The following is a 19,865-nucleotide window of genomic DNA, read 5'->3' on the forward strand; positions in this document are numbered from 1 at the left end:
TCATGAGTGATGTCGAGCGTCTCCGCGACTACCTGCGCAAGGTCACCGTCGACCTGCACGAGACCCGGCAGCGGCTGCGGGACTACGAGCAGCGCGACACCGAGCCGGTGGCCGTCGTCGGCATGGCCTGCCGCTTCCCCGGCGGCATCGCCTCGCCCGAGGACCTGTGGGAAGTGGTCGCGGCCGGCCGGGACGTGATGGCGGCCTTCCCCACCGACCGCGGCTGGCCCCTGGACCGCCTCTTCGACCCCGACCCGGACCGGCCCGGCACCACCTACGTCAAGGAGGGCGGGTTCCTCTACGACGTGGCCGACTTCGACGCCCCGTTCTTCGGCATCTCGCCGCGCGAGGCGCTGGCCATGGACCCGCAGCAGCGGCTGCTCCTGGAGACCTCCTGGGAGGCGCTGGAACGGGCCGGCGTCGACCCGCTGTCGCTGCGCGGCAGCCGGACCGGCGTGTTCGTCGGCAGCGGCGCCCAGGACTACGGGATGCTCGCCGCGCAGGCCGCCGAGGACCTGGAGGGCTACCTGCTGACCGGCAACGCGATCAGCGTGCTCTCCGGGCGGCTGTCGTACACCCTCGGCCTGGAGGGGCCCGCGCTGTCCGTGGACACCGCCTGCTCCGCCTCCCTGGTCGCCCTGCACCTGGCCCGCCAGTCGCTGGCCCGCGGCGAGTGCTCGCTGGCGCTGGCCGGCGGCGCGTCCGTGCTGTCCACCCCGGCCGGGTTCGTGGAGCTGTCCCGCCAGCGCGGCCTGGCCCCGGACGGCCGCGCCAAGGCGTTCGCCGCGGCGGCCGACGGCACCGCCTGGGCCGAGGGCGCCGGGATCCTGGTCCTGGAGCGGCTCTCCGACGCGCGCCGCAACGGGCACCGGGTGCTGGCCGTGGTGCGCGGCTCGGCGGTCAACCAGGACGGCGCCTCCAACGGCCTGACCGCGCCCAACGGCCCCTCCCAGGAGCGGGTCATCCGTGCCGCGCTCGCCGACGCGGGCCTGGCCGCCGCCGACGTCGACGCCGTCGAGGCGCACGGCACCGGGACCGCGCTGGGCGACCCGATCGAGGCCAACGCGCTGCTCGCCACCTACGGCCGCAACCGCCCCGCCGGCCGGCCGCTGTGGCTGGGCTCGCTCAAGTCCAACCTGGGCCACGCCGGTGCGGCCGCCGGGGTCGGCGGCATCATCAAGACGGTGATGGCGCTGCGCGGCGACCGGCTGCCGCGCACCCTGCACGTGGACGAACCCACCTCCGAGGCCGACTTCGCCTCCGGCGCGGTGGCCCTGCTCACCGAGGAACAGCCCTGGCCCGAGACCGGCCGACCGCGCCGGGCCGGCGTCTCCGCGTTCGGCATCAGCGGCACCAACGCCCACGTACTCCTCGAAGCGGCCGACGAGTTCGAGCCCGCGGAACCGGCCCCGGCCACGGAGACAGCGGCGGGCGGCACGCCCGCGCCGGTACCCCTGATGGTCTCCGCCCGCACCCGTGACGCCCTGCGCGCCCAGGCCGAACGCCTGCTGCCGCTGGTGCGCGGCGGCACCCCGCTGCCCGACCTCGCCGCCGCCCTGGCCCGTTCCCGGGCCGCCCTCGAACACCGGGCCGTGGTCGTCGCAGCCGACCCGGACACCGCCGCCGACGCGCTGTCCGCGCTGGCCGCCGGCCGCTCGCACGACGCCCTGGCCGCCGCCACCGGCGCACCGGAGGACCGGGTGGTGTTCGTGTTCCCGGGCCAGGGCTCGCAGTGGACCGGCATGGCCGCCGAACTCCTCGACTCCGCGCCGGTGTTCGCCGCGCGCTTCGCCGAGTGCGATTCCGCGGCCCGCGAGTTCGTCGACTGGTCCCTCACCGACGTGCTGCGCGAGGCGCCCGGCGCGCCCGACATGGAGCGCATCGAGATCCTGCAGCCGGTGCTCTTCGCGGTGATGGTCTCCCTGGCCGAACTCTGGCGCTCCCACGGCCTCGTCCCGGCCGCCGTGGTCGGCAGCAGCCAGGGCGAGATCGCCGCCGCCTGCGCGGCCGGGGCGCTGTCCCTGCGCGACGCGCTGAAGATCGTGGTGCTGCGCAGCCAGTTGTTCGCCGACGAACTGCGCGGCAACGGCGCGGTGGTGTCGGTGGCCGCACCCGAGGAGCGGGTCCGCGCCCGGCTGGCCGCCCAGGGCGACGCGCTGCACATCGGCGGCGTCAACGGACCGAACGCGGTCACCGTGGTCGGCGAACCGGCCGGGCTCGACCGGTTCGTCGCCGAGGCCACCGCCGACGGGCTGCGCGCCCGGCTGGTCGCCTCCACGGTCGCCTCGCACTGCGACCAGGTCGACCCGCTGCACGACCGCATCGTGGACATGTTCGCCGACGTCCGGCCGGTCGCCACCGACGTGCCGTTCTGCTCCACCGTCACCGGAGACTTCACCGACACCGGCACCCTGGACGCCGAGTACTGGTTCGACAACGCCCGCCGCCCGGTCGCCTTCGACCCGGCCGTGCGCACCCTGCTGGCCGCCGGACATCGGTTCTTCGTCGAGGTCAGCCCGCACCCGGTCCTGGTCACCGCGGTCCAGGAGATCGCCGAGGACGCCGGCACCGACGTCGCCGCCGTCGGATCGCTGCGCCGCGGCCAGGGCGGCCTGGACCGCTTCCTGCGCTCGGCGGCCGACGCCTACACGCGCGGCGCCCCGGTCGACCTCGGTGCCGCCCCGGCGGACCGCGCCACCGCCTGGGTCGACCTGCCCACCTACCCCTTCCAGCGGCAGCGCTACTGGCCCGAGCCCGATCCCGGCGCCGCCACGGCGAGCGCCGATCCGGTGGAGTCCGGCTTCTGGGAAGCCGTCGAGAACGAGGACCTGGCCGGTCTCGGCGACGTCCTGGAAGTGGACACCGCACCGCTGGCCGCCGTGCTGCCCGCGCTGTCGGCGTGGCGGCGGCAGCGGCGCGAGCGGTCCGTCGTGGACTCCTGGCGGCACACCCTGGACTGGCGGCCGGTGCCCGAACCCGCCAGTTCCCGGCTCTCCGGGGACTGGCTGGTCGCCGTACCGCCCGGCTTCACCGGGCCCGAACCCGCCGTGCTCGCAGAGCACGGCGCCCGGGTCGTCCGCATCGAGGTCACCGCCGGTACGACGGACCAGGAAGCCCTGCGTGCGGCCCTGGCCGACGTCCGGCCCTCCGGCGTGCTGGCCCTGCTGGCCTGGCCGGCCGCCGTGACCCTGGTCCGCGCCCTCGCCGAGGCGGGCGTGGCGGCCCCGCTGTGGTTCACCACCACCGCCGCGGTCGCCCTGGACGCCGCACCGGACGGCGACCCCGACCGGGCCGCGCTGTGGGCCCTCGCCCCCACCGTGGCCCTGGAGCACCCCACCCTCACCGGCGGCATCGTCGACCTGCCCGCCGAGGCCGACGAACGCGCGCTGACCCGCTGGTGCGCCGCGCTGTCCGGACGGACCGGCGAAGAGCAACTGGCCGTCCGCCCCGCCGGGTTGTTCGCCCGCCGCCTGGTGCGCAGCCCCCTGAGCCTCCCGGCCGGCACCGGCTGGCGGCCCACCGGCACCACCCTGGTCACCGGCGCGGACACCGCCGTCGGCGCCGCCACCGCCCGCTGGCTGGCCACCGAGGGCGCCCCCGCGCTGCTGCTGACCGCGGGACCCGACGCCGCCGTGGCCGACGGCCTCGTCACCGAACTGCGCGACCTGGGCACCGAAGTGCACACCGTCTCCTGCGATCTGCCGGACCGTGAGCAAGTGGCCGACCTGCTCGCCGGACAGCCGGTCACCGCCGTGGTGCACACCTACCTCCCGCTCACCGAGGCGCCGCTGACCGCCCTCGACCCCACTGCCGCGCCCCACCCCGGAGTCACCGCGGCCCGGCACCTGCACGACCTCACCCGCGACACCCCGCTCACCGCGTTCGTGCTGTTCTCCTCCGTGTCCGGCACCTTCGGCGGCGTCGGCCAGGCCGGCTACGCGGCGGCCGCCGCCGCACTGGACGCCCTGGCCGAACACCGCGCCGCCGCCGGGCTGCCCGCCCTGTCGGTGGCCTGGGCGCCCTGGGACGACCCGGCCGACACCACCGGAGTCGCCGCCGTCCGCAGGGAGCGGCTGGCCGGGCGCGGCATCGCCGTCCTCGACGGACAGCGGGCCCTTTCCGCGCTCGGCGCCGCGCTCACCGCCGGGGACACGCGGCTGCTCCTCGCCGACGTGGACTGGCCGCGGTTCCGGGCCGCGTACACCGTCACCGGACCGCGCCCGCTCATCGCCGAGTTCACCCCCGACCGGGGCCGCCGCGAACCCGGGGGCCCGGACACCCCGGACGCCGGCCGGCTGGCCGCCCTGCCCGCCGCCGAGCGGTACGGCGCGCTGCTCGCCGCGATCGCCGGGCAGGCCGCCGCCGTCCTCGGCTTCGCCGACCCGTCCGCCATCGACCCGGCCCGCCGCTTCCTCGAACACGGCTTCGACTCCCTGACCACCCTGGAGCTGCGCAACCGCCTGTCGGCGGCGACCGGGTTACGGCTGACCGCGGCCACCCTGTTCGAACACGACACGCCCGAGGCGCTGGCCCGGCACCTGCGGACCGAACTCGGCCCCGACCCGGCCGCCGACCCCGGGAGCGGGACGTTCGCCGCGCTGAGCCGCACCGCGGCAGAAGCCGGGAAGACCGGCGAGTTCGTCGAACTGCTCGGCGCCGCGGCCAAGCTGCGCCCGTCCTTCGGCTCCGCCGACGAGGCGGGCCCGCTGCCCGAAGCGGTGCCGCTCACCGTCCGCGACGACGGTCCGCTGCTGGTCTGCCTGCCCACCGTCCTGGCCACCTCCGGCCCCCATCAATACGCCCGGTTCGCCGCCGGACTGCGCGAGCGGCGCGCGGTCTCGGCGCTCGCCCTGCCCGGCTACCTCGACGGCGAACCGCTGCCCGCCGACCGGCCCGCCGCGATCGAGGCCGTCACCCGCCAGGTGGAGGCGGCGGCCCGGGAGCGGCCGGTGGTGCTCGTGGGCTACTCCTCGGGCGGCCTGCTCGCCGACGGCGTCGCCGCCGAACTCGCCGCACGCGGCCGGCCGGCCGCCGGGCTGGTCCTCCTCGACACCTTCGTCTTCGGCCGCGAACTGGTCACCGACGGCGCCGCCCTGTTCGAGCAGATGTTCACCAGGCTGGCCGAGAACGGCGCGGTCACCGACGCCCGGCTCACCGCCATGGGCGGGTACCTGCGGCTGCTCACCGACTGGGAACCGGCAGGCTCCGCGACGCCGGTCCTGCTGGCCCGCGCGACCGGACCGCTCACCGGATTCGACCGCCCGCCCGCCACCTGGGCCTACCCGCACGACGTGGTGGAGCTGGCCGGCGACCACTTCACCGTTCTGGAAGAGCACGCCGACCGTACTGCCCAGGCGGTGCACGAGTGGCTGGAGAAGCAATGACACATCGACGTACCACCGTTCTGGTCGTCGGCGCGGGCCCGTGCGGCCTGGCCATGGCCGCCCAGCTCAGCCGGCTCGGCGTGGCGGTCACCGTGGTCGACGCCGCGGACCACCCGCACACCGGCTCCCGCGCCATCCTGCTGTGGCCGCCGGTACGGGAGGTGCTCGGCGAACTGGGACTCGCCGAGCGGGCCGCCCGCGACAGCGTCCAGCCCGTCGCACTCCACTACCACCTGGGTTCCGGCGGCAGCGTGCGGGTACCGCTCGGCGAGGCCAACGCCCCGCTGGTCCTGCCCCAGGAACGCACCGGCCGGCTGCTGGCGGAGACCCTGGCCGAGCGGGGCGTCGACGTCGAGTGGGGCACCCGCGTCACCAAGGTCGTCCCCGACGCCCACACGGTGACCGTCACCGGCAGCCGCGCGGACGGCTCCACCGCCGAGATCGAGGCCGACTGGGTGGTGGGCGCGGACGGCCTGCACAGCCAGGTCAGGGACCAGCTGGGCATCGACTTCTCCGGGGCGCGGTTCCCGGCCACCTTCCTGCTCGCCGAAGGACGCATCACCGGCGAGCCCGGCACCGGCGGGATCAGCACCGAGGAGATCCACTACTTCCTCGCCGACACCGGCGTCGCGCTGATCGCCCCGCTGCCCGGCGGCGAGTTCCGGGTCTCCGGCGCGGTCCCGGAGGGCACCGAGGCCACCGCCGAGCAGGCCCAGGCGCTGCTGGACGAACGCGGCCCCGGCGGGCTCCGGTTCACCGAGGTACGCACGGTCACCCTGTTCGCCAGCGACGAGCGGGTGGCCGGCGCGCTGCGCTCCGGCCGCTGCTTCCTGGTCGGCGACGCCGCCCACGTGCACAGCCCGATCGGCGGCCAAGGCCTCAACCTCGGCATCCCCGACACCCGCAACCTGGCCTGGAAACTGGCCGGCGTGGTGCACGGCCGGCTCGACGAATCGGTCCTGGACACCTACGACCCCGAGCGCCGCGCCGCGATCGAACAGACCCTCCAGGCCACCGGCCGCATGGCCCGTCAGGCCGTCGTCGGCCCGGTCGCCCGCCGGATCCGCGACCTGACCTGGCGGCTGCTCGACGCCACCGGCGTACTGACCCGTGGCTACGCGCCGATGCTGGCCGGCTGGCGCAGCCACTACCCCGACGTGCTGTTCGGCGGCACGGACCGCGCCCGGCCGCGCCCCGGCACCCGCGACCCCCGCTGGATCCCCAAACCGTCCGACGAACTCGCCGGCCGCTTCCAGCTGATCACCTACGGCGGCAAGGACACCCGACTGGCGGCGCGGGCGGCCGAGCTGGCCGACCGGCTGCCCGACCTGGCCGCCCACTTCCCGCTGGACGGCACCACCGAGAAGTTCGTGCTGCTGCGCCCGGACGGCTACGTGGCCGCCGCGGGCTCCGCCGACCGGTTCCCCGGCGTCGCCGCGAAGCTCGCCGCGCTGGCCCCCGCCCCGTCGTCCCAGGCCCCGACCCGCTGACGGTCCGGGCACCCCACCAGCCGAGCACCCCACGACGAGAGGACACGACATGCCCCACCCCGACGGCGCGCCGGCCACCGGCTGTCCCGTGCACGCCGACGCCACGGCGGCCCCCCGCCCCTGGGCACCCGGACTTCCCGAACCCGGCCCCGTGGAGCAACTGCTGCTGCCCGACGGCAACCCGGTCTGGATGATCACCCGTTACGACGACGCGCTCGCCGCGCTCACCAACCGCAAGCTCAGCAAGCACCTCGACAACGCGGCTCCGGAGCTGTGGCCCTCGGTGGGCTACGACGGCCGCAAGTCCATCCTCAACCAGCACATGAACCTCGCCGACCCGCCCGAGCACACCCGGCTGCGCAGACTGGTCTCCAAGGCCTTCACACCGCGCCGGGTCGCCGACCTCGGCGAGCGGATCCAGCAGATCACCGACGAACTGCTCGACGCGGTCGCCGAGGCCGGCACCGCCGACCTCAAGGCCTCGTTCATCTCCCCGCTGATCTCCACGGTGCTCTACGAGATGCTCGGCGTACCGCTCGCCGACGTCGAGGAGTTCGAGCGCAACACCTACATCTTCGTCGGCCTCGGCAACTCCTCCAGCCCCGAGGAGGTCGTCGCCTCGGTCGGCTGGTTCGAGGAGTACCTCACCGAACTGACCGCGCAGCGCCGCGCCGACCCCGGCCCCGACCTGATCTCCGGTCTGGTGCAGGCCAACGAGGACGGCGACGCGCTCGCCGACCTGGAGATCCGCTCCACCGTCATGCTGCTGCTCCTCGCCGGCGCCGAGACCACCATCAATCTGCTCTCCAACGGCATCCTCGCGCTGCTGCGCAACCCCGGGCAGCTCGCCGAACTCAAGGCCGACCCCGAGGGGCTGACCCCGGCCGTCGAGGAACTGCTGCGGCTGACCAGCCCGGTGTTCACCGTGGTGTACCGCTTCGCCACCGAGGACATGGAGCTGGGCGGCGCGAAGGTCAAGGCGGGCGACCACGTGATGATCTCGCTGGCCGCGGCCAACCACGACCCGGACCAGTTCAGCGACCCCGAGACGCTGGACATCCACCGCGACGCCTCCCGGCACCTCGCGCTCGGCCACGGCACCCACTTCTGCATCGGCGCGCCCCTGGCCAGGCTCAAGGCGCGGATCGCGCTGCGCACCCTGTTCGACCGCTTCGACGACCTCCGGCTCGCCGTCCCCGACGAGAAGCTGACCTGGACGCCCAGCCTGGTGGCCAACAGCCTGGACCAGCTGCCGGTGACGTTCACCGCCGCGGCCCCGGCCGCCGCCGGCTGACCCCTCCGCCCCCTGAAGCCCCTCTCCGTACCGAAACTCTCGTCCGCGCGGCGACGGCCGTCCCCGCGCGGGGTTGGGAACGACAGCGATGACCGAGGCACCGATGCTGGACCCGGGCTTCATAGCCCAGTTGCTGCCCTTCGACCCCTTCGACCCGGCCTTCCTGGCCGACCCCTACCCGGTGTACGCGCAGATCCGGGAGAAGGGCCCGGTGACCCGTACGCCGCTCGGGCTGTGGGCGGTGACCGGACACGAGGCCTGCTCGGCCGTCCTGCGCGACCAGCGCTTCGGCTGGGGCGACGGCGCGACCGTCGCCGACCACTTCCGCACCGAGGCCGACGGCACGGTGGTGCGGCCGTTCATCTTCTCCGACCCGCCGGAGCACACCCGCATCCGCGCCCTGGTGAGCAAGGCGTTCGCGGCCCGCCAGGTGGACCGGATGCGCACCACCGCCCAGCAGGTCGTGCGCGAGCTGATCGAGACGGCGCGCGCCGAGGCCGGCGACGGTCCGATCGACCTGATGAGCGCGGTGGCGCACCCGCTGCCCGGCCGCATGCAGAACGCCCTCCTGGACGTGCCGGCCGAGCACGCGGCCCGCTTCGACGAGCTGTCCGGCGACATCGCGCGCGGCCTCGACCCGAGCTTCCTGCTCGGCCCCGAGGAGATCGCCAAGCGCGACAACGCGCGCGCCGAGCTGTACCGGTACATCGGCGAACTGGCCGAGCGCCGCCGGGCGGAACCGGGCACCGACCTGATCAGCGAGCTGGTCGCCGTGGAGGAGGGCGGCGACACCCTGACCCCCGAGGAACTGGAGGTCACGTGCACCCTGCTGCTCTCCGCCGGGTACGCCACCACCGTGAACCTGATCGGCAACGGCATGCTCGCGCTGCTCCGGCGGCCCGACCAGCGGGACTGGCTGCGGGCCCGTCCCGGCCAGGTGGCCGCCGCGGTGGAGGAGATGCTGCGCTTCGACACACCGGTGCAGATGATCTCCCGGGTCGCGCTGGCCGAGGCCGAGATCGCCGGGCAGACCATCCAGCCGGGCGAGCAGGTCATGCTGATGATCGGTGCGGCCAGCCACGATCCCGACGTCTACGACGACCCCGACGAACTGCGCCTGGACCGGCCCGCGGGCCGCAACCTCGGCTTCGGCCTCGGCATCCACTTCTGCGTCGGCGCGCCGCTGGCCCGGCTCACCGCGCAGGCCGCGGTGTCCGCGCTGGCCGCGCTCGACCTGGAGCCGGTCACTGACAGCCCGGCCCGGGTGCCCAACATCATCATGCGCGGCCTGGCCGAACTGCCGGTCCGCGTCACCGCCTGACCGACGGCCGACCGGGTGCGGGCCCACCGGAGTCCTCCGGCGCGCACGCACCCGGCCCGCTCACCCGGAGGCACCCTCGCCACGCCTACGGAAAGGGGCCTGGGCCCCGCACACGGCGACCGCACACGGCGACCGCACACGGCGACCGCACACAGCAACCGCTCACAGAGCCGTACGAAGGCCGCGGAGCCCGTCCGAAGGACGAGGCGAACGCCCGAACCCGGCCCCGCGCCGACCGCGGTCCGCGCCCGGCGTCCCGCGCACGGCACACGACCACTCGAAGAACCACGGGGAGACCACGGGGATGACCGACACCCTGACCGCACAGGAACTCTGGATCCGCCGCTACCGCCCGGCGCCGCGGGACACCGACCTCACGCTGGTCTGCTTCCCGCACGCGGGCGGCTCCGCCAGCTACTTCCGTCCGCTCGCCGACGCGCTGGCTCCGGTCGCCGACGTGCTGTCCGTGCAGTACCCGGGCCGTCAGGACCGGCGGTCCGAACCGCCCCGCACCTCGATCTCCCGGCTGGCCGACGAGATCCTCGCCGTGCTGGAGACGCTGCCGAGGCGCCGCCTGGTGCTGTTCGGGCACAGCATGGGCGCCTGCGTGGCCTTCGAGGTGGCCCGGCGGATCGAGCAGCGGGCCTCCCTCGACCTGCTGGGGCTCGTCGCCTCCGGCCGCACCGCGCCGCCCGAGGTCCGCGACCGCGGGGTCCGGTCGATGGACGACGCGGGGGTCGTCGACGAGATCCGCCGGCTGAACGGCACCGACGAACGGCTGCTCCTGGACCCGGACGTCATCGAGATGATCCTGCCCGCGGTCCGCGGCGACTACACGGCGGTCGAGTCCTACCGGTACCGGCCGGGACCGCCGCTGCGCTGCCCGATCAGTGTGCTCGTCGGCGACGACGACCCGCAGGTCACCCTGGAAGAGGCCGCGGAGTGGCGCGAGCACACCGAGGGCGCCTTCACCCTGCGCGACTTCCCCGGCGGCCACTTCTACCTGGCCGAGCAGCAGGCCGGGGTGGTCCGCGCGCTGACCGAGGACCTGGCGGAGTTCCGTCGCGCCCGGCGACGCGACGCCTGAACCGAACGCTCCCCGAGCACACCCCCCAGACCGAAGGAAGCCTGTGGTGATGACCGACCTGGCCGCCGCGATCGAGTCACCGGACGCGCGGACGCGTGACATCGCGTCCCTGCCGGTTCCGGAGTCCTACCGCGCCACCGTGTTGCGCAAGGACGAGCAGCACATGTTCGACGGAGTTCCCGTCGGCGACCGCGACCCCGCCAAGGCCCTCCACGTCGAAGAGGTGCCGACCCCGGAACCCGGCCCCGGTGAGGCCCTGATCGCCGTGATGGCGAGCTCCGTCAACTACAACACGGTGTGGAGCGCGCTGTTCTCGCCGGTGCCGACCTTCGCGTTCCTCGAACGGTATGCCCGCACCGGCGGCCCGGCCGCCCGGCACGACCAGCCCTACCACGTGATCGGCTCCGACCTGTCCGGCGTGGTCCTGCGCACCGGTCCCGGCGTGCGCCGCTGGCGGCCCGGTGACCGGGTGGTCGCGCACTGCCTGTCCGTCGAACTGGAGGACGCGGCCGGCCACGACGACACCATGCTCGACCCGGAGCAGCGGATCTGGGGGTTCGAGACCAACTACGGCGGCCTCGCCGATCTCGCGCTGGTCAAGGCCAACCAGCTGATGCCCAAGGCGGGGCACCTGACCTGGGAGGAGGCCGCCGCGCCCGGCCTGGTCAACTCCACCGCCTACCGGCAGCTGGTCTCCCGCAACGGCGCCGCCATGAAGGTCGGCGACACCGTGCTGATCTGGGGCGCGGGCGGCGGGCTCGGGTCGTACGCCACCCAGTACGCGCTGGCGGGCGGCGCGATACCGGTCTGCGTGGTCTCCAGCGAGCAGAAGGCGCGGATCTGCCGGGAGATGGGCGTCGAGGCGATCATCGACCGGAGCGCGGAGGACTACCGGTTCTGGCGGGACGAGGAGACCCAGGACCAGCGGGAGTGGAAGCGGTTCGGCCGGCACATCCGGGAACTGACCGGCGGCGACGACGTGGACATCGTCTTCGAGCATCCGGGCCGGGAGACCTTCGGCGCCTCCGTCTACGTGGCCCGCAGGGGCGGCACGATCGTGACCTGTGCCTCCACGTCCGGCTACCGGCACGAGTTCGACAACCGCTACCTGTGGATGCACCTGAAGAGGATCATCGGTTCCCACTTCGCCAACTACCGCGAGGCCTGGGAGGCGAACCGGCTCGTCGTGAAGGGCCGTATCCACCCGACCCTCTCGCGTACGTACCCGCTGGCCGAGACCGGCCGGGCCGTCACCGACGTGCACCGCAACCGCCACCACGGCAAGGTCGGGGTGCTGTGCCTGGCGCCGCGGGAGGGCCTCGGCGTCACCGACCCCGAACTGCGCGAACGCCATGAGCCGGCCATCAACCGCTTCCGCACGGAGGAGGTTTTGGTCTGAACCATTGACATGTTCATGGACCAGGGCCTTCAATGCGGCACGTCTACGTATGTCTTCCGGCGTTCACGTATGAGGAAGGTCCTGGCATGACGACCCCCCACCCGGACACAGCCTGGCCCCGCACCTTGTTGAGACTCCTCGCCCTGCTCGCCGTGGTGCTCGGCGTCCAGGCCGCACCCGTGCACAGCGCCCGCGCCGCCTCGCCCGTCAACGTGATCGCCTTCTACGACGGCACGTACGACGCGGCGCACATCAGCTTCGACCACGAGGCCGCCACCTGGTTCCCGCAGGCGGGCGCCCAGAACGGCTTCACCTACACGCAGACCACGGACTGGAGCCGCCTCAACACGGCGACGCTCGCCACCTACCAGGTGGTCATGTTCCTCGACGACTACCCGCACACCGCGTCCCAGCAGTCCGCCTTCCAGAACTACGTGGCGGGCGGCGGCGGATTCATCGGCTTCCACGTGTCGGCGTACAACGACAACACCAGCGACTGGCCGTGGTACCACAACACGTTCCTCGGCACCGGCACCTTCAAGAGCAACAGCTGGGGCCCCACCGCCGAGACCCTGCAGATCGAGGACCGCAACCACCCGGCGACCGCCAACCTGCCGGCCACCATCTCGTCCTCGGTCAGTGAGTGGTACAGCTGGCAGAACGACCTCCGGCAGAACCCGAACATCGACATCCTCGCCTCGATGGCCCAGTCCACCTTCCCGATCGGCACCGACCCCAACCAGACCTGGTACAGCGGCTACTACCCGATCGTCTGGTCCAACCGCGCCTACAAGATGGTCTACAACAACTTCGGCCACAACGCGATGGACTACTCGACCAACACCACGCTGTCGTCGACGTTCGGGAGCGCCCAGCAGAACCAGCTGCTGCTCCAGGAGATCAAGTGGGCGGCCGGACAGTCCGGTCCGGTCACCCCGCCCACCGGCGCCACCGGCCCGATCCGCGGCTACGGCGGCAAGTGCGTGGACGTGGCGGGCGCGTCCAGCGCCAACGGCGCCGCCGTCCAGCTCTACGACTGCAACGGCACCGGCGCGCAGAACTGGACGGTCTCCACGTCCGGGACGATCAGCGCGCTCGGCAAGTGCATGGACGTGACCTCGGCGTCCACCGCCAACGGCGCCAAGGTGCAGCTCTACGACTGCAACGGCACCGGATCACAGGTGTGGCAGGCCGGCGCCAACGGCTCCCTGGTCAATCCGCAGTCGGGCAAGTGCCTCGACGCGACCGGCCCCAGCTCCGCCAACGGCACCCGGCTGCAGATCTGGACCTGCGGGGGTTCCGCCAACCAGAGCTGGACGCTGCCGTCCTGAACCGCCCGCCCGGACCGGTGCGCCGCCTCGGCGGACCGGTCCGGGCGTCGCGCCCTCACCCCAGGGTGCGCACCGGTGTGCCGGCGCGCCAGGCCGCGATGTCCTCGACCGCGTCCCGGTAGAAGACCTCGTACAGGTCCCGGCTGACGTAGCCGATGTGCGGAGTGACCACGGCGTTCGACAGGGTCCGCAACGGGTGACCGGCCGGCAGGGGCTCCCGGTCGAAGACGTCCAGCGCCGCCGACGCGATCCTGCCCTCGGCCAGCGCGGCGATCAGTGCCGCCTCGTCCACCAGCGGCCCGCGCGAGGTGTTCACCAGGATCGCCGTCGGCTTCATCAGGCCCAGTTCGCGCGCGCCGACCAGCCCGCGGGTGCGCTCGCCGAGGACCAGATGGATGCTCAGCACGTCGGAACGGGCGAACAGTTCGTCCCGCTCGACGTACTCCGCTCCCCTCGCCCGAGCGGCGTCGGGCGTCAGGTTCTCGCTCCAGGCGACGGTGCGCATGCCGAAGGCACGCCCGACCTCCGCGACCGCGGTCCCGAGCCGGCCGAGGCCGAGCAGTCCGAGGGTGGCGCCGCGCAGACTCGTCCCCAGCCCCTGCTGCCAGCCGCCCCGGCGCACGGAGTCCACCTGCTGCGGGATGAGCCGCGCCGCGGAGAGGATGAGCCCCCAGGTGAGTTCGGCCGTCGGATGACCGAAGTAGCCCGTGCCGCAGACGGTGACGCCGGCCCGGCGTGCCGCCTCCAGGTCGATCGCCGCGTTCACCGGCCCGGTGGTCACCAGCAGCTCCAGGTCCGGCAGCCGGTCGAGCGTCGAGGCCGGGAACGGCGTCCGCTCCCGCATGGCGACGACCACCTCGAACCCGGCGAGCGCCGCGACGACCGCCTCCTCGTCCTCGAAGGGGTCCCGGAAGACCTGGACGTCCGCCCGGAGCGCGTCCCAGTCGGCCAGGTCCAGCGCCACGCCCTGGTAGTCGTCCAGGATCGCGATCCTCATGCGGAGTCCTCTCTCTGTCGGCGGCAGGAAGCCCGTCCCGGCCGGTGACGGGGCGACGCACCGCGGGTGCCCGACGGCGGGAAGGCGAACCGGCGGGCGGCCGCGCCGGCCGGCGCGGTGACCGTCACAGGCCGCGCCACACGTTGTCGAAGGCCGCGTCCTCGATCTCCCGGCGCTGCCGTACGGCGGCCAGCTCCGTCACCGCGCCGTCCACGGCGGCCACCACGGTCACCGTCGCGTCCGGGACGGCACTGGCGAGGTCCTCGGGGGTCTCGTCCTGGATGCCCACGGCGGCCGCGAACGCGCCGAGCACCGGCTCGCCCGACGTCCAGCGCTCCCGCGCCCCGGCGTGCTCGGGCGAGTCGGCGGGCTCCGTCCGTCCGGTGGGCAGCGGGAGCCAGCGCCGCCGCTGCCGGGTGACCGTCCCCTCCTCCTCCAGCTCGGCGAGGTAGGCGGCGGACAGGCCGCGCCCGCGACGCCACAGCCAGTCCTCGACCGACTCGTGGGGCATGTCGCGCTTCAGCGCCGCCACCGCCCCGTCCAGGAGCCGGTCGCCGGTCGCGCCCTCGCCGCCGGGCACGATGATCTCGTCGTCGAGGGTGACCGCCCCGGCGCCGAGGAGATCGACCAGCTCGGCTCCCGCCAGCGCCAGCGAGAGGTCACCCTGCTCGACGGACCGGCCGGCGGCGTCGTACACGGTGACGATGAACAGGTCCCGGGGTGTGGTCATGTCGGACTCCCCAACAGAGATGACGGCAGAGGCGGCTGAGGCCATGGTGGCGCGGAGGTGCGCCGCGCCCGGTGCGGGCGCCACGCAGTCTCTCGTGCTTGTGCCCCACAGGTCACTCTTTCCATCCGGGCGGGACGCGGCGCGCCGTTTCCCGCGTCCTGCCACCACGATGCGCCGCCGGGCCCGGAGGCGCAGCCCGGCACGGGGACGCCCACGGGGCCGGGACGGCGGCCGTCCACAGGCGCCGGTGGAGCGTCGGTGTGCGCGATAGGCTGCTCGGCGATCAGAAGCGTGACCTGGGCCGGAGGTGGTGGGGCATGACAGCGAGGACCGAGCCGTCGGCCGCCGTCGGCGCGGGCGGCCGGGACAGCAGGCTGGGCCCGCTGATCATCACCCTCTTCGGGCTGTACGCGCGCGGTGAGCACAACTGGCTCTCCGTGGCCTCGCTGATACGTCTCATGGCCGATCTCGGCGTGGAGGCCCAGGCCGTCCGCTCGGCCGTCTCCCGGCTGAAGCGGCGCGGCGTGCTGCGCAGCGAGCGGCACGAGGGAGCCGCCGGATACGCCGTCGCCGACAGCACGCTGGAGGTGCTGGCGGAGGGCGACATCCGCATATTCGAACGGAACCGGGCCGCGGCCGACGACGGCTGGCTCGTCGTGGTCTTCTCCGTGCCCGAGTCCGAGCGCGACAAGCGCCACGCCCTGCGTACGGCCCTGACCCGGCTCGGCTTCGGCACCGCCGCTCCCGGCGTGTGGGTGGCCCCCGGCATCCTCGCCGACGAGACCCGCCGCACCCTGCAACGCCTCGGCCTGACGCCCTACGTCGACATCTTCACCGGCGACCACTTCGCCTTCGGCGACCTGTCGGCGAAGGTCCGCGCCTGGTGGGACCTGGACGAGCTGACCGCGCTCTACGCGGACTTCCTCGCCCGCTACGGGCCGGTCCGCGAGCGCGCCGCGGCGGGCGGGACCGCGCCGCGGGAGGCGTTCGGGATGTACCTTCCGATGCTCACGGAGTGGCGCCGGCTGCCGTACCGCGACCCCGGCCTGCCGCTGTCGCTGCTGCCCCGGGACTGGGACGGCGAGCGGGCCGGCGCGCTCTTCGAGGAACTCGACCGAACGCTCCGGGCGCCCGCCCGCGAACACGCCCTGTCGGTCATCCGCACGCCCCTGGGATCTACGGCCTGATCAGCCGCTCCTCCGGGATCACGGCCACGCCGAGGATCTCGATCATCGCCTCCGGCTGCCAGAGCGCGGTGCAGCCGATGCCCGCCATCGCCGGGTACACCGGGCCCGCGAGCTCCCGCCACACCGTGCCGATCTCCTTGCCGTGGGCCTGGTAGTCGGGGATGTCGGTGAGGTAGATCGTCACGCTCACCAGGTCGGCCGGCTCGCCGCCCGCCGCCCGCAGCGTGGTGAGCACGTTGCCGAACGCCTGGCGGAACTGCTCGACGATCCCGCCCGGAACGATCTTCATGTCGGCGTCGAGCGCCGTCTGGCCGCCCAGGTGGAGCGTGTTTCCCGCGAGTGTCCCGTGCGAGTAGCCGCTCGGGGCGGGCAGTTCGGGCGGGTTCACGGCGACGGGAGTCATGGGGCCTCCGGTTCGGTGGTGTCCGGCTCCGGGAGCACGGCCCGGTGTATTGACAATAAATGACGGCCGTGAAAAATACGAGATACAGCGCGGTCCCCGTACGGGCCGCGTCAGGCTGACGCCCCGCTCGACGGACACGCACCCCGGCAAGCCCACGGAAACGGAGCCGTTCCATGGAGCCCGACCTCGGCAAGTACCGACTCGAAGGCGACAGCGAGCTGTACCGGCTGCCCAGCGGCATCGTCGCGCCCGTCGTCACCCGGGCCGGTCAGGAGGACGTGAACACCGCCGACTCGGGAGGCGCCGTCCGCGTGTCGGGCGTCAGCGGCCGGCACACCCCGGCGCGCCGCCTCTGGTACGGCAAGGTCAGCAACGAACCCGGCTACCGCTCGGTCACCCACCACCATGGCGAGGCCGAGACCGGCGGATACGTCCTCTCCGGCCGGGCCCGGATCTACTTCGGCGAGAAGTTCGAGGACTACGTGGACATGGCGGAGGGCGACTGGGTCTTCGTCCCGCCTTTCATGCCGCACGTCGAGTGCAACCTCTCCCGGAGCGAGCCGCTGGTGTGGATGACCACCAGGACCCCGGAGAACATCGTGGTGAACCTTCCCGACGTGGCCGACGCCGACCTGCGCGACTGGCTGAACCGATGACGGCCGCCCCGACCTCCGCGATCGTCACCGCCGCCCTCACCCTCAAGCCCGCCGCTCCCGAGCACTTCGACCTCGCCTTCACGGCCACCACCCAGCCCTGCCCCTGGCCCAAGGCCTACGGCGGCGACCTCGTCGCCCAGGCGGCCGCCGCCGCGACGCGCTCGGTCACCGACGGCAAGTCGCTGCACTCCATGCACAGTTACTTCCTGCGCCCGGCCGACATCGGCGCCGAGGTCCGCTACGAGGTGGAGGTGGTGCGCGACGGCCGCGGCTACAGCACCCGACAGGTGCGCGGCTACCAGAACGGCAAGGCGCTCTACGTCTGCCTCGCCAACTTCGCGGCGGGGGCGCCGGGCGGCTCCTTCCACGCCGAGCCCGCCGGGGAGATCCCCGGCCCCGAGACGCTGCCCACCTCGGCCGATTACCTCGCCGAGCGCACCGGCGGCACCATGACCGACGAGTCCAAGGCCTACTGGCGCGGGGGCCGCGGCTTCGACATGCGGCACGTCCCGGGTCCCGTCTACCTCACCGTCGACGGCGAGCGGCTGCCCCACCAGGCCGCCTGGGTCAAGCCGTTCGACGCGCTGCGCGCCGTCGAAGGACTCACCGACGCCCAGCGCGACCTCGCCGCCCTCGCCTACGTCTGCGACTACACGATCCTCGAACCCGTCCTGCGGGTCCTCGGCCTGGCCTGGGCAGATCCCGGACTGGTCACCGCCAGCCTCGACCACGCCATGTGGTTCCACCGTCCCGCCGCCCTGGACGACTGGCTGCTCTACGCCCAGGAGGCGGTGGCCGCCGACGCCGGCCGCGGCCTCGGCACCGGACGCTTCTTCACCCGCGACCGCCGTCACCTCGCCACCGTCGTACAGGAGGGCATGATCCGCCCCGCCTGACCGCCCGCCGCATGCCCGGGGCGGGCTCCCGGAAGGAACCCCACGTTGGCCGTTCCGCTCTCACCGACCTCGCACCTGGACACCTTCGCCCGGGACCATCTGCCGCCCGCCGAACTGTGGCCCACGATCGAGTTCAGCACACCCGAACTGACCTACCCGGCCCGCCTCAACGCGGGCACCGAACTCATCGACGCGGCCGTCGAGCGCCACGGCCCCGCCCGCCCCGCCCTGCGCACCCCGGCCGGCGAGCTGTGGACCTACGGCGAACTGCGCACCCGGGCCAACCAGGTCGCCCAGGTGCTCACCGAGGACCTGGGCCTGGTGCCCGGCCGGCGTGTCCTGCTGCGTGCGCCCAACACCCCCTGGACGGTGGCCTGCTGGCTCGGTGTCCTGAAGGCCGGCGGGGTCGTGGTCACCACCATGGCCGCCCTGCGGGCCCGTGAGATCGTCCCGATCGCCGAACGCACCCGGCCCGCCGTCGCCCTGGCGGACCACCGCTTCGCCGACGAGATCCGCGCGGCCCTGCCCGGCCTGACCCTGGTCGAGTACGGCGGCCCCGGCCCCGACGACCTGGTGGCCCGGTGCGCCGCCAAGTCCGGCGAGTTCGACGACGTGGAGACGGCCGCCGACGACGTGGCGCTGCTGTGTCCCACCTCCGGAAGCACCGGCGTCCCCAAGATCACGATGCACTTCCACCGGGACGTCCTGTCCATCGACAACACCTTCGGCCGCCACCTGCTGAGGCTGCGCGAGGACGACCTGGTGGCCTGCACCGCGCCGTTCGCCTTCACCTTCGGCCTCGGCATGCTGGTCGTCTTCCCGCTGCGGGCCGGCGCCTGCGCCCTGCTGACCGAGACGACGACACCGGCCCAGCTCGCCGGACTCGTCGCGGAGCACGGTGTCACCGTCCTCGCGACGGCGCCCACCGCCTACAAGGCGATCGTCCGCGCCGGCCTGGAAGGACGGCTGAGCGGCGTCCGCGTCGGGGTGTCGGCGGGCGAGCACATACCGCTCACCACCTGGCAGGAACTGCGGGACCGCATCGGGCTGAAGGTGATCGACGGCATCGGCGCGACCGAACTGCTGCACATATTCATCTCCGCCGCCGGCGACGACATCAGGCCCGGGGCCACCGGACGTCCGGTGCCCGGCTGCCGTGCCGCGATCCTCGATCTCGACGGCACCGAACTGGGCCCCGGGATTCCGGGGCGGCTCGGCGTCATCGGCCCGGTCGGCTGCCGCTACCTCGACGACAAGCGCCAGCAGGACTACGTCGTGGGCGGCTGGAACGTCACCGGCGACATATTCCACCGCGACGAGGACGGCTACTTCCACTACCACGCCCGCAGCGACAACATGATCGTCTCCTCTGGGTACAACATCGGAGGCCCCGAGGTGGAGGCGGCCATCGACACCCACCCCGACGTCGTCGAGTCGGCGGTCGTGGCACGCCCCGATCCCGAACGCGGCTCGGTCGTCTGCGCCTTCGTCGTCCTGCGGGAGGGCGTCACCGGGGACCCGGCGAAGGCCAGAGAGATCCAGGACCACGTCAAGCAGGTCCTGGCGCCCTACAAGTACCCCCGCGACGTCCGGTTCCACGACGTCCTGCCGCGCAACACCAGCGGAAAGCTCCAGCGGTTCGCGCTCCGCGAGATCATCGAAGCCGAGCAGGCCGCCGGGCAGTGAGAGG

Annotated in this window: 14 protein-coding genes; 11 read left to right on the forward strand and 3 right to left on the reverse strand. The window is 73.6% G+C overall.

The window, feature by feature from the left end:
- Positions 1-2 precede the first annotated feature (2 nt).
- The 7 genes from ACIRQ9_RS34740 to ACIRQ9_RS34770 all read left to right on the forward strand — a co-directional run bounded on the left by ACIRQ9_RS34740 (position 3) and on the right by ACIRQ9_RS34770 (position 13,306).
- Entirely contained in the window at positions 3-5,384 is a 5,382-nt protein-coding gene (locus tag ACIRQ9_RS34740) for a type I polyketide synthase (RefSeq protein WP_404182813.1), read from the forward strand.
- On the forward strand, positions 5,381-6,874 hold the full coding sequence (locus ACIRQ9_RS34745; RefSeq protein ID WP_404182816.1) for an FAD-dependent oxidoreductase: 1,494 nt from the start codon (positions 5,381-5,383) through the stop codon (positions 6,872-6,874). The genes ACIRQ9_RS34740 and ACIRQ9_RS34745 overlap by 4 nt, the downstream gene beginning before the upstream one ends.
- Positions 6,875-6,923: 49 nt before the next feature.
- Positions 6,924-8,168, forward strand: coding sequence for a cytochrome P450 (locus ACIRQ9_RS34750; protein WP_404182819.1), 1,245 nt, complete (start codon positions 6,924-6,926; stop codon positions 8,166-8,168).
- A gap of 88 nt (positions 8,169-8,256) precedes the next feature.
- On the forward strand, positions 8,257-9,489 hold the full coding sequence (locus ACIRQ9_RS34755) for a cytochrome P450 (RefSeq protein WP_404182822.1): 1,233 nt from the start codon (positions 8,257-8,259) through the stop codon (positions 9,487-9,489).
- A 304-nt stretch (positions 9,490-9,793) separates the two neighbouring features.
- Positions 9,794-10,576, forward strand: a complete 783-nt coding sequence (locus ACIRQ9_RS34760) for a thioesterase II family protein (protein WP_404182825.1) — start codon at positions 9,794-9,796, stop codon at positions 10,574-10,576.
- 49 nt (positions 10,577-10,625) lie between these two features.
- Positions 10,626-11,975: a crotonyl-CoA carboxylase/reductase gene (ccrA, locus tag ACIRQ9_RS34765; protein WP_404182829.1), complete on the forward strand. Its 1,350-nt coding sequence runs from the start codon at positions 10,626-10,628 to the stop codon at positions 11,973-11,975.
- An 86-nt stretch (positions 11,976-12,061) separates the two neighbouring features.
- Positions 12,062-13,306 carry a ThuA domain-containing protein gene (locus ACIRQ9_RS34770; protein ID WP_404182832.1) on the forward strand — a complete coding sequence of 415 codons (1,245 nt, stop codon included), beginning with the start codon at positions 12,062-12,064 and terminating at the stop codon, positions 13,304-13,306.
- A gap of 55 nt (positions 13,307-13,361) precedes the next feature.
- On the opposite strand, the gene ACIRQ9_RS34775 is transcribed toward ACIRQ9_RS34770, so the two are convergent.
- Together ACIRQ9_RS34775 and ACIRQ9_RS34780 are read right to left on the reverse strand one after the other, a co-directional pair.
- Positions 13,362-14,303 carry a D-2-hydroxyacid dehydrogenase family protein gene (locus tag ACIRQ9_RS34775; RefSeq protein ID WP_404182835.1) on the reverse strand — a complete coding sequence of 314 codons (942 nt, stop codon included), beginning with the start codon at positions 14,301-14,303 and terminating at the stop codon, positions 13,362-13,364.
- 124 nt (positions 14,304-14,427) lie between these two features.
- Positions 14,428-15,033: a GPP34 family phosphoprotein gene (locus tag ACIRQ9_RS34780; RefSeq protein WP_404182838.1), complete on the reverse strand. Its 606-nt coding sequence runs from the start codon at positions 15,031-15,033 to the stop codon at positions 14,428-14,430.
- Between the two features lie 317 nt (positions 15,034-15,350).
- Here ACIRQ9_RS34780 and ACIRQ9_RS34785 point away from each other — a divergent pair, with 317 nt between their 5' ends.
- The gene (locus ACIRQ9_RS34785) at positions 15,351-16,220 is read left to right on the forward strand and encodes a PaaX family transcriptional regulator C-terminal domain-containing protein (RefSeq protein ID WP_404182840.1); all 870 of its coding nucleotides are present in this window, start codon (positions 15,351-15,353) and stop codon (positions 16,218-16,220) included.
- Here ACIRQ9_RS34785 and ACIRQ9_RS34790 read toward each other — a convergent pair.
- On the reverse strand, positions 16,210-16,623 hold the full coding sequence (locus ACIRQ9_RS34790; RefSeq protein WP_362177530.1) for a RidA family protein: 414 nt from the start codon (positions 16,621-16,623) through the stop codon (positions 16,210-16,212). The two genes, ACIRQ9_RS34785 and ACIRQ9_RS34790, sit on opposite strands and share 11 nt — an antisense overlap.
- Positions 16,624-16,796: 173 nt before the next feature.
- On the opposite strand from ACIRQ9_RS34790, the gene ACIRQ9_RS34795 reads away from it, so the two are divergent.
- From ACIRQ9_RS34795 to ACIRQ9_RS34805, 3 genes are read left to right on the forward strand one after another with little or no spacing between them, the layout of a single operon-like run.
- Positions 16,797-17,279: a cupin domain-containing protein gene (locus ACIRQ9_RS34795; protein ID WP_404182843.1), complete on the forward strand. Its 483-nt coding sequence runs from the start codon at positions 16,797-16,799 to the stop codon at positions 17,277-17,279.
- Entirely contained in the window at positions 17,276-18,175 is a 900-nt protein-coding gene (locus ACIRQ9_RS34800) for an acyl-CoA thioesterase (protein ID WP_404182846.1), read from the forward strand. Before ACIRQ9_RS34795 ends, ACIRQ9_RS34800 begins: the two co-directional genes overlap by 4 nt.
- Before the next feature lie 45 nt (positions 18,176-18,220).
- Positions 18,221-19,861 carry an AMP-binding protein gene (locus tag ACIRQ9_RS34805; protein WP_404182849.1) on the forward strand — a complete coding sequence of 547 codons (1,641 nt, stop codon included), beginning with the start codon at positions 18,221-18,223 and terminating at the stop codon, positions 19,859-19,861.
- Positions 19,862-19,865: the final 4 nt, after the last annotated feature.

Origin of the sequence: Streptomyces sp. NPDC101237, from assembly GCF_044767465.1 — a bacterium.
Classification (GTDB): domain Bacteria; phylum Actinomycetota; class Actinomycetes; order Streptomycetales; family Streptomycetaceae; genus Streptomyces; species Streptomyces gramineus.

Bases quoted from the DNA above. Each gene is read 5' to 3' on its own strand.
- ACIRQ9_RS34740 (WP_404182813.1), top strand. From the start codon at position 3: ATGAGTGATGTCGAGCGTCTCCGCGACTACCTGCGCAAGGTCACCGTC.
- ACIRQ9_RS34745 (WP_404182816.1), top strand. From the start codon at position 5,381: ATGACACATCGACGTACCACCGTTCTGGTCGTCGGCGCGGGCCCGTGC.
- ACIRQ9_RS34750 (WP_404182819.1), top strand. From the start codon at position 6,924: ATGCCCCACCCCGACGGCGCGCCGGCCACCGGCTGTCCCGTGCACGCC.
- ACIRQ9_RS34755 (WP_404182822.1), top strand. From the start codon at position 8,257: ATGACCGAGGCACCGATGCTGGACCCGGGCTTCATAGCCCAGTTGCTG.
- ACIRQ9_RS34760 (WP_404182825.1), top strand. From the start codon at position 9,794: ATGACCGACACCCTGACCGCACAGGAACTCTGGATCCGCCGCTACCGC.
- ccrA (WP_404182829.1), top strand. From the start codon at position 10,626: ATGACCGACCTGGCCGCCGCGATCGAGTCACCGGACGCGCGGACGCGT.
- ACIRQ9_RS34770 (WP_404182832.1), top strand. From the start codon at position 12,062: ATGACGACCCCCCACCCGGACACAGCCTGGCCCCGCACCTTGTTGAGA.
- ACIRQ9_RS34775 (WP_404182835.1), bottom strand. From the start codon at position 14,303: ATGAGGATCGCGATCCTGGACGACTACCAGGGCGTGGCGCTGGACCTG.
- ACIRQ9_RS34780 (WP_404182838.1), bottom strand. From the start codon at position 15,033: ATGACCACACCCCGGGACCTGTTCATCGTCACCGTGTACGACGCCGCC.
- ACIRQ9_RS34785 (WP_404182840.1), top strand. From the start codon at position 15,351: ATGACAGCGAGGACCGAGCCGTCGGCCGCCGTCGGCGCGGGCGGCCGG.
- ACIRQ9_RS34790 (WP_362177530.1), bottom strand. From the start codon at position 16,623: ATGACTCCCGTCGCCGTGAACCCGCCCGAACTGCCCGCCCCGAGCGGC.
- ACIRQ9_RS34795 (WP_404182843.1), top strand. From the start codon at position 16,797: ATGGAGCCCGACCTCGGCAAGTACCGACTCGAAGGCGACAGCGAGCTG.
- ACIRQ9_RS34800 (WP_404182846.1), top strand. From the start codon at position 17,276: ATGACGGCCGCCCCGACCTCCGCGATCGTCACCGCCGCCCTCACCCTC.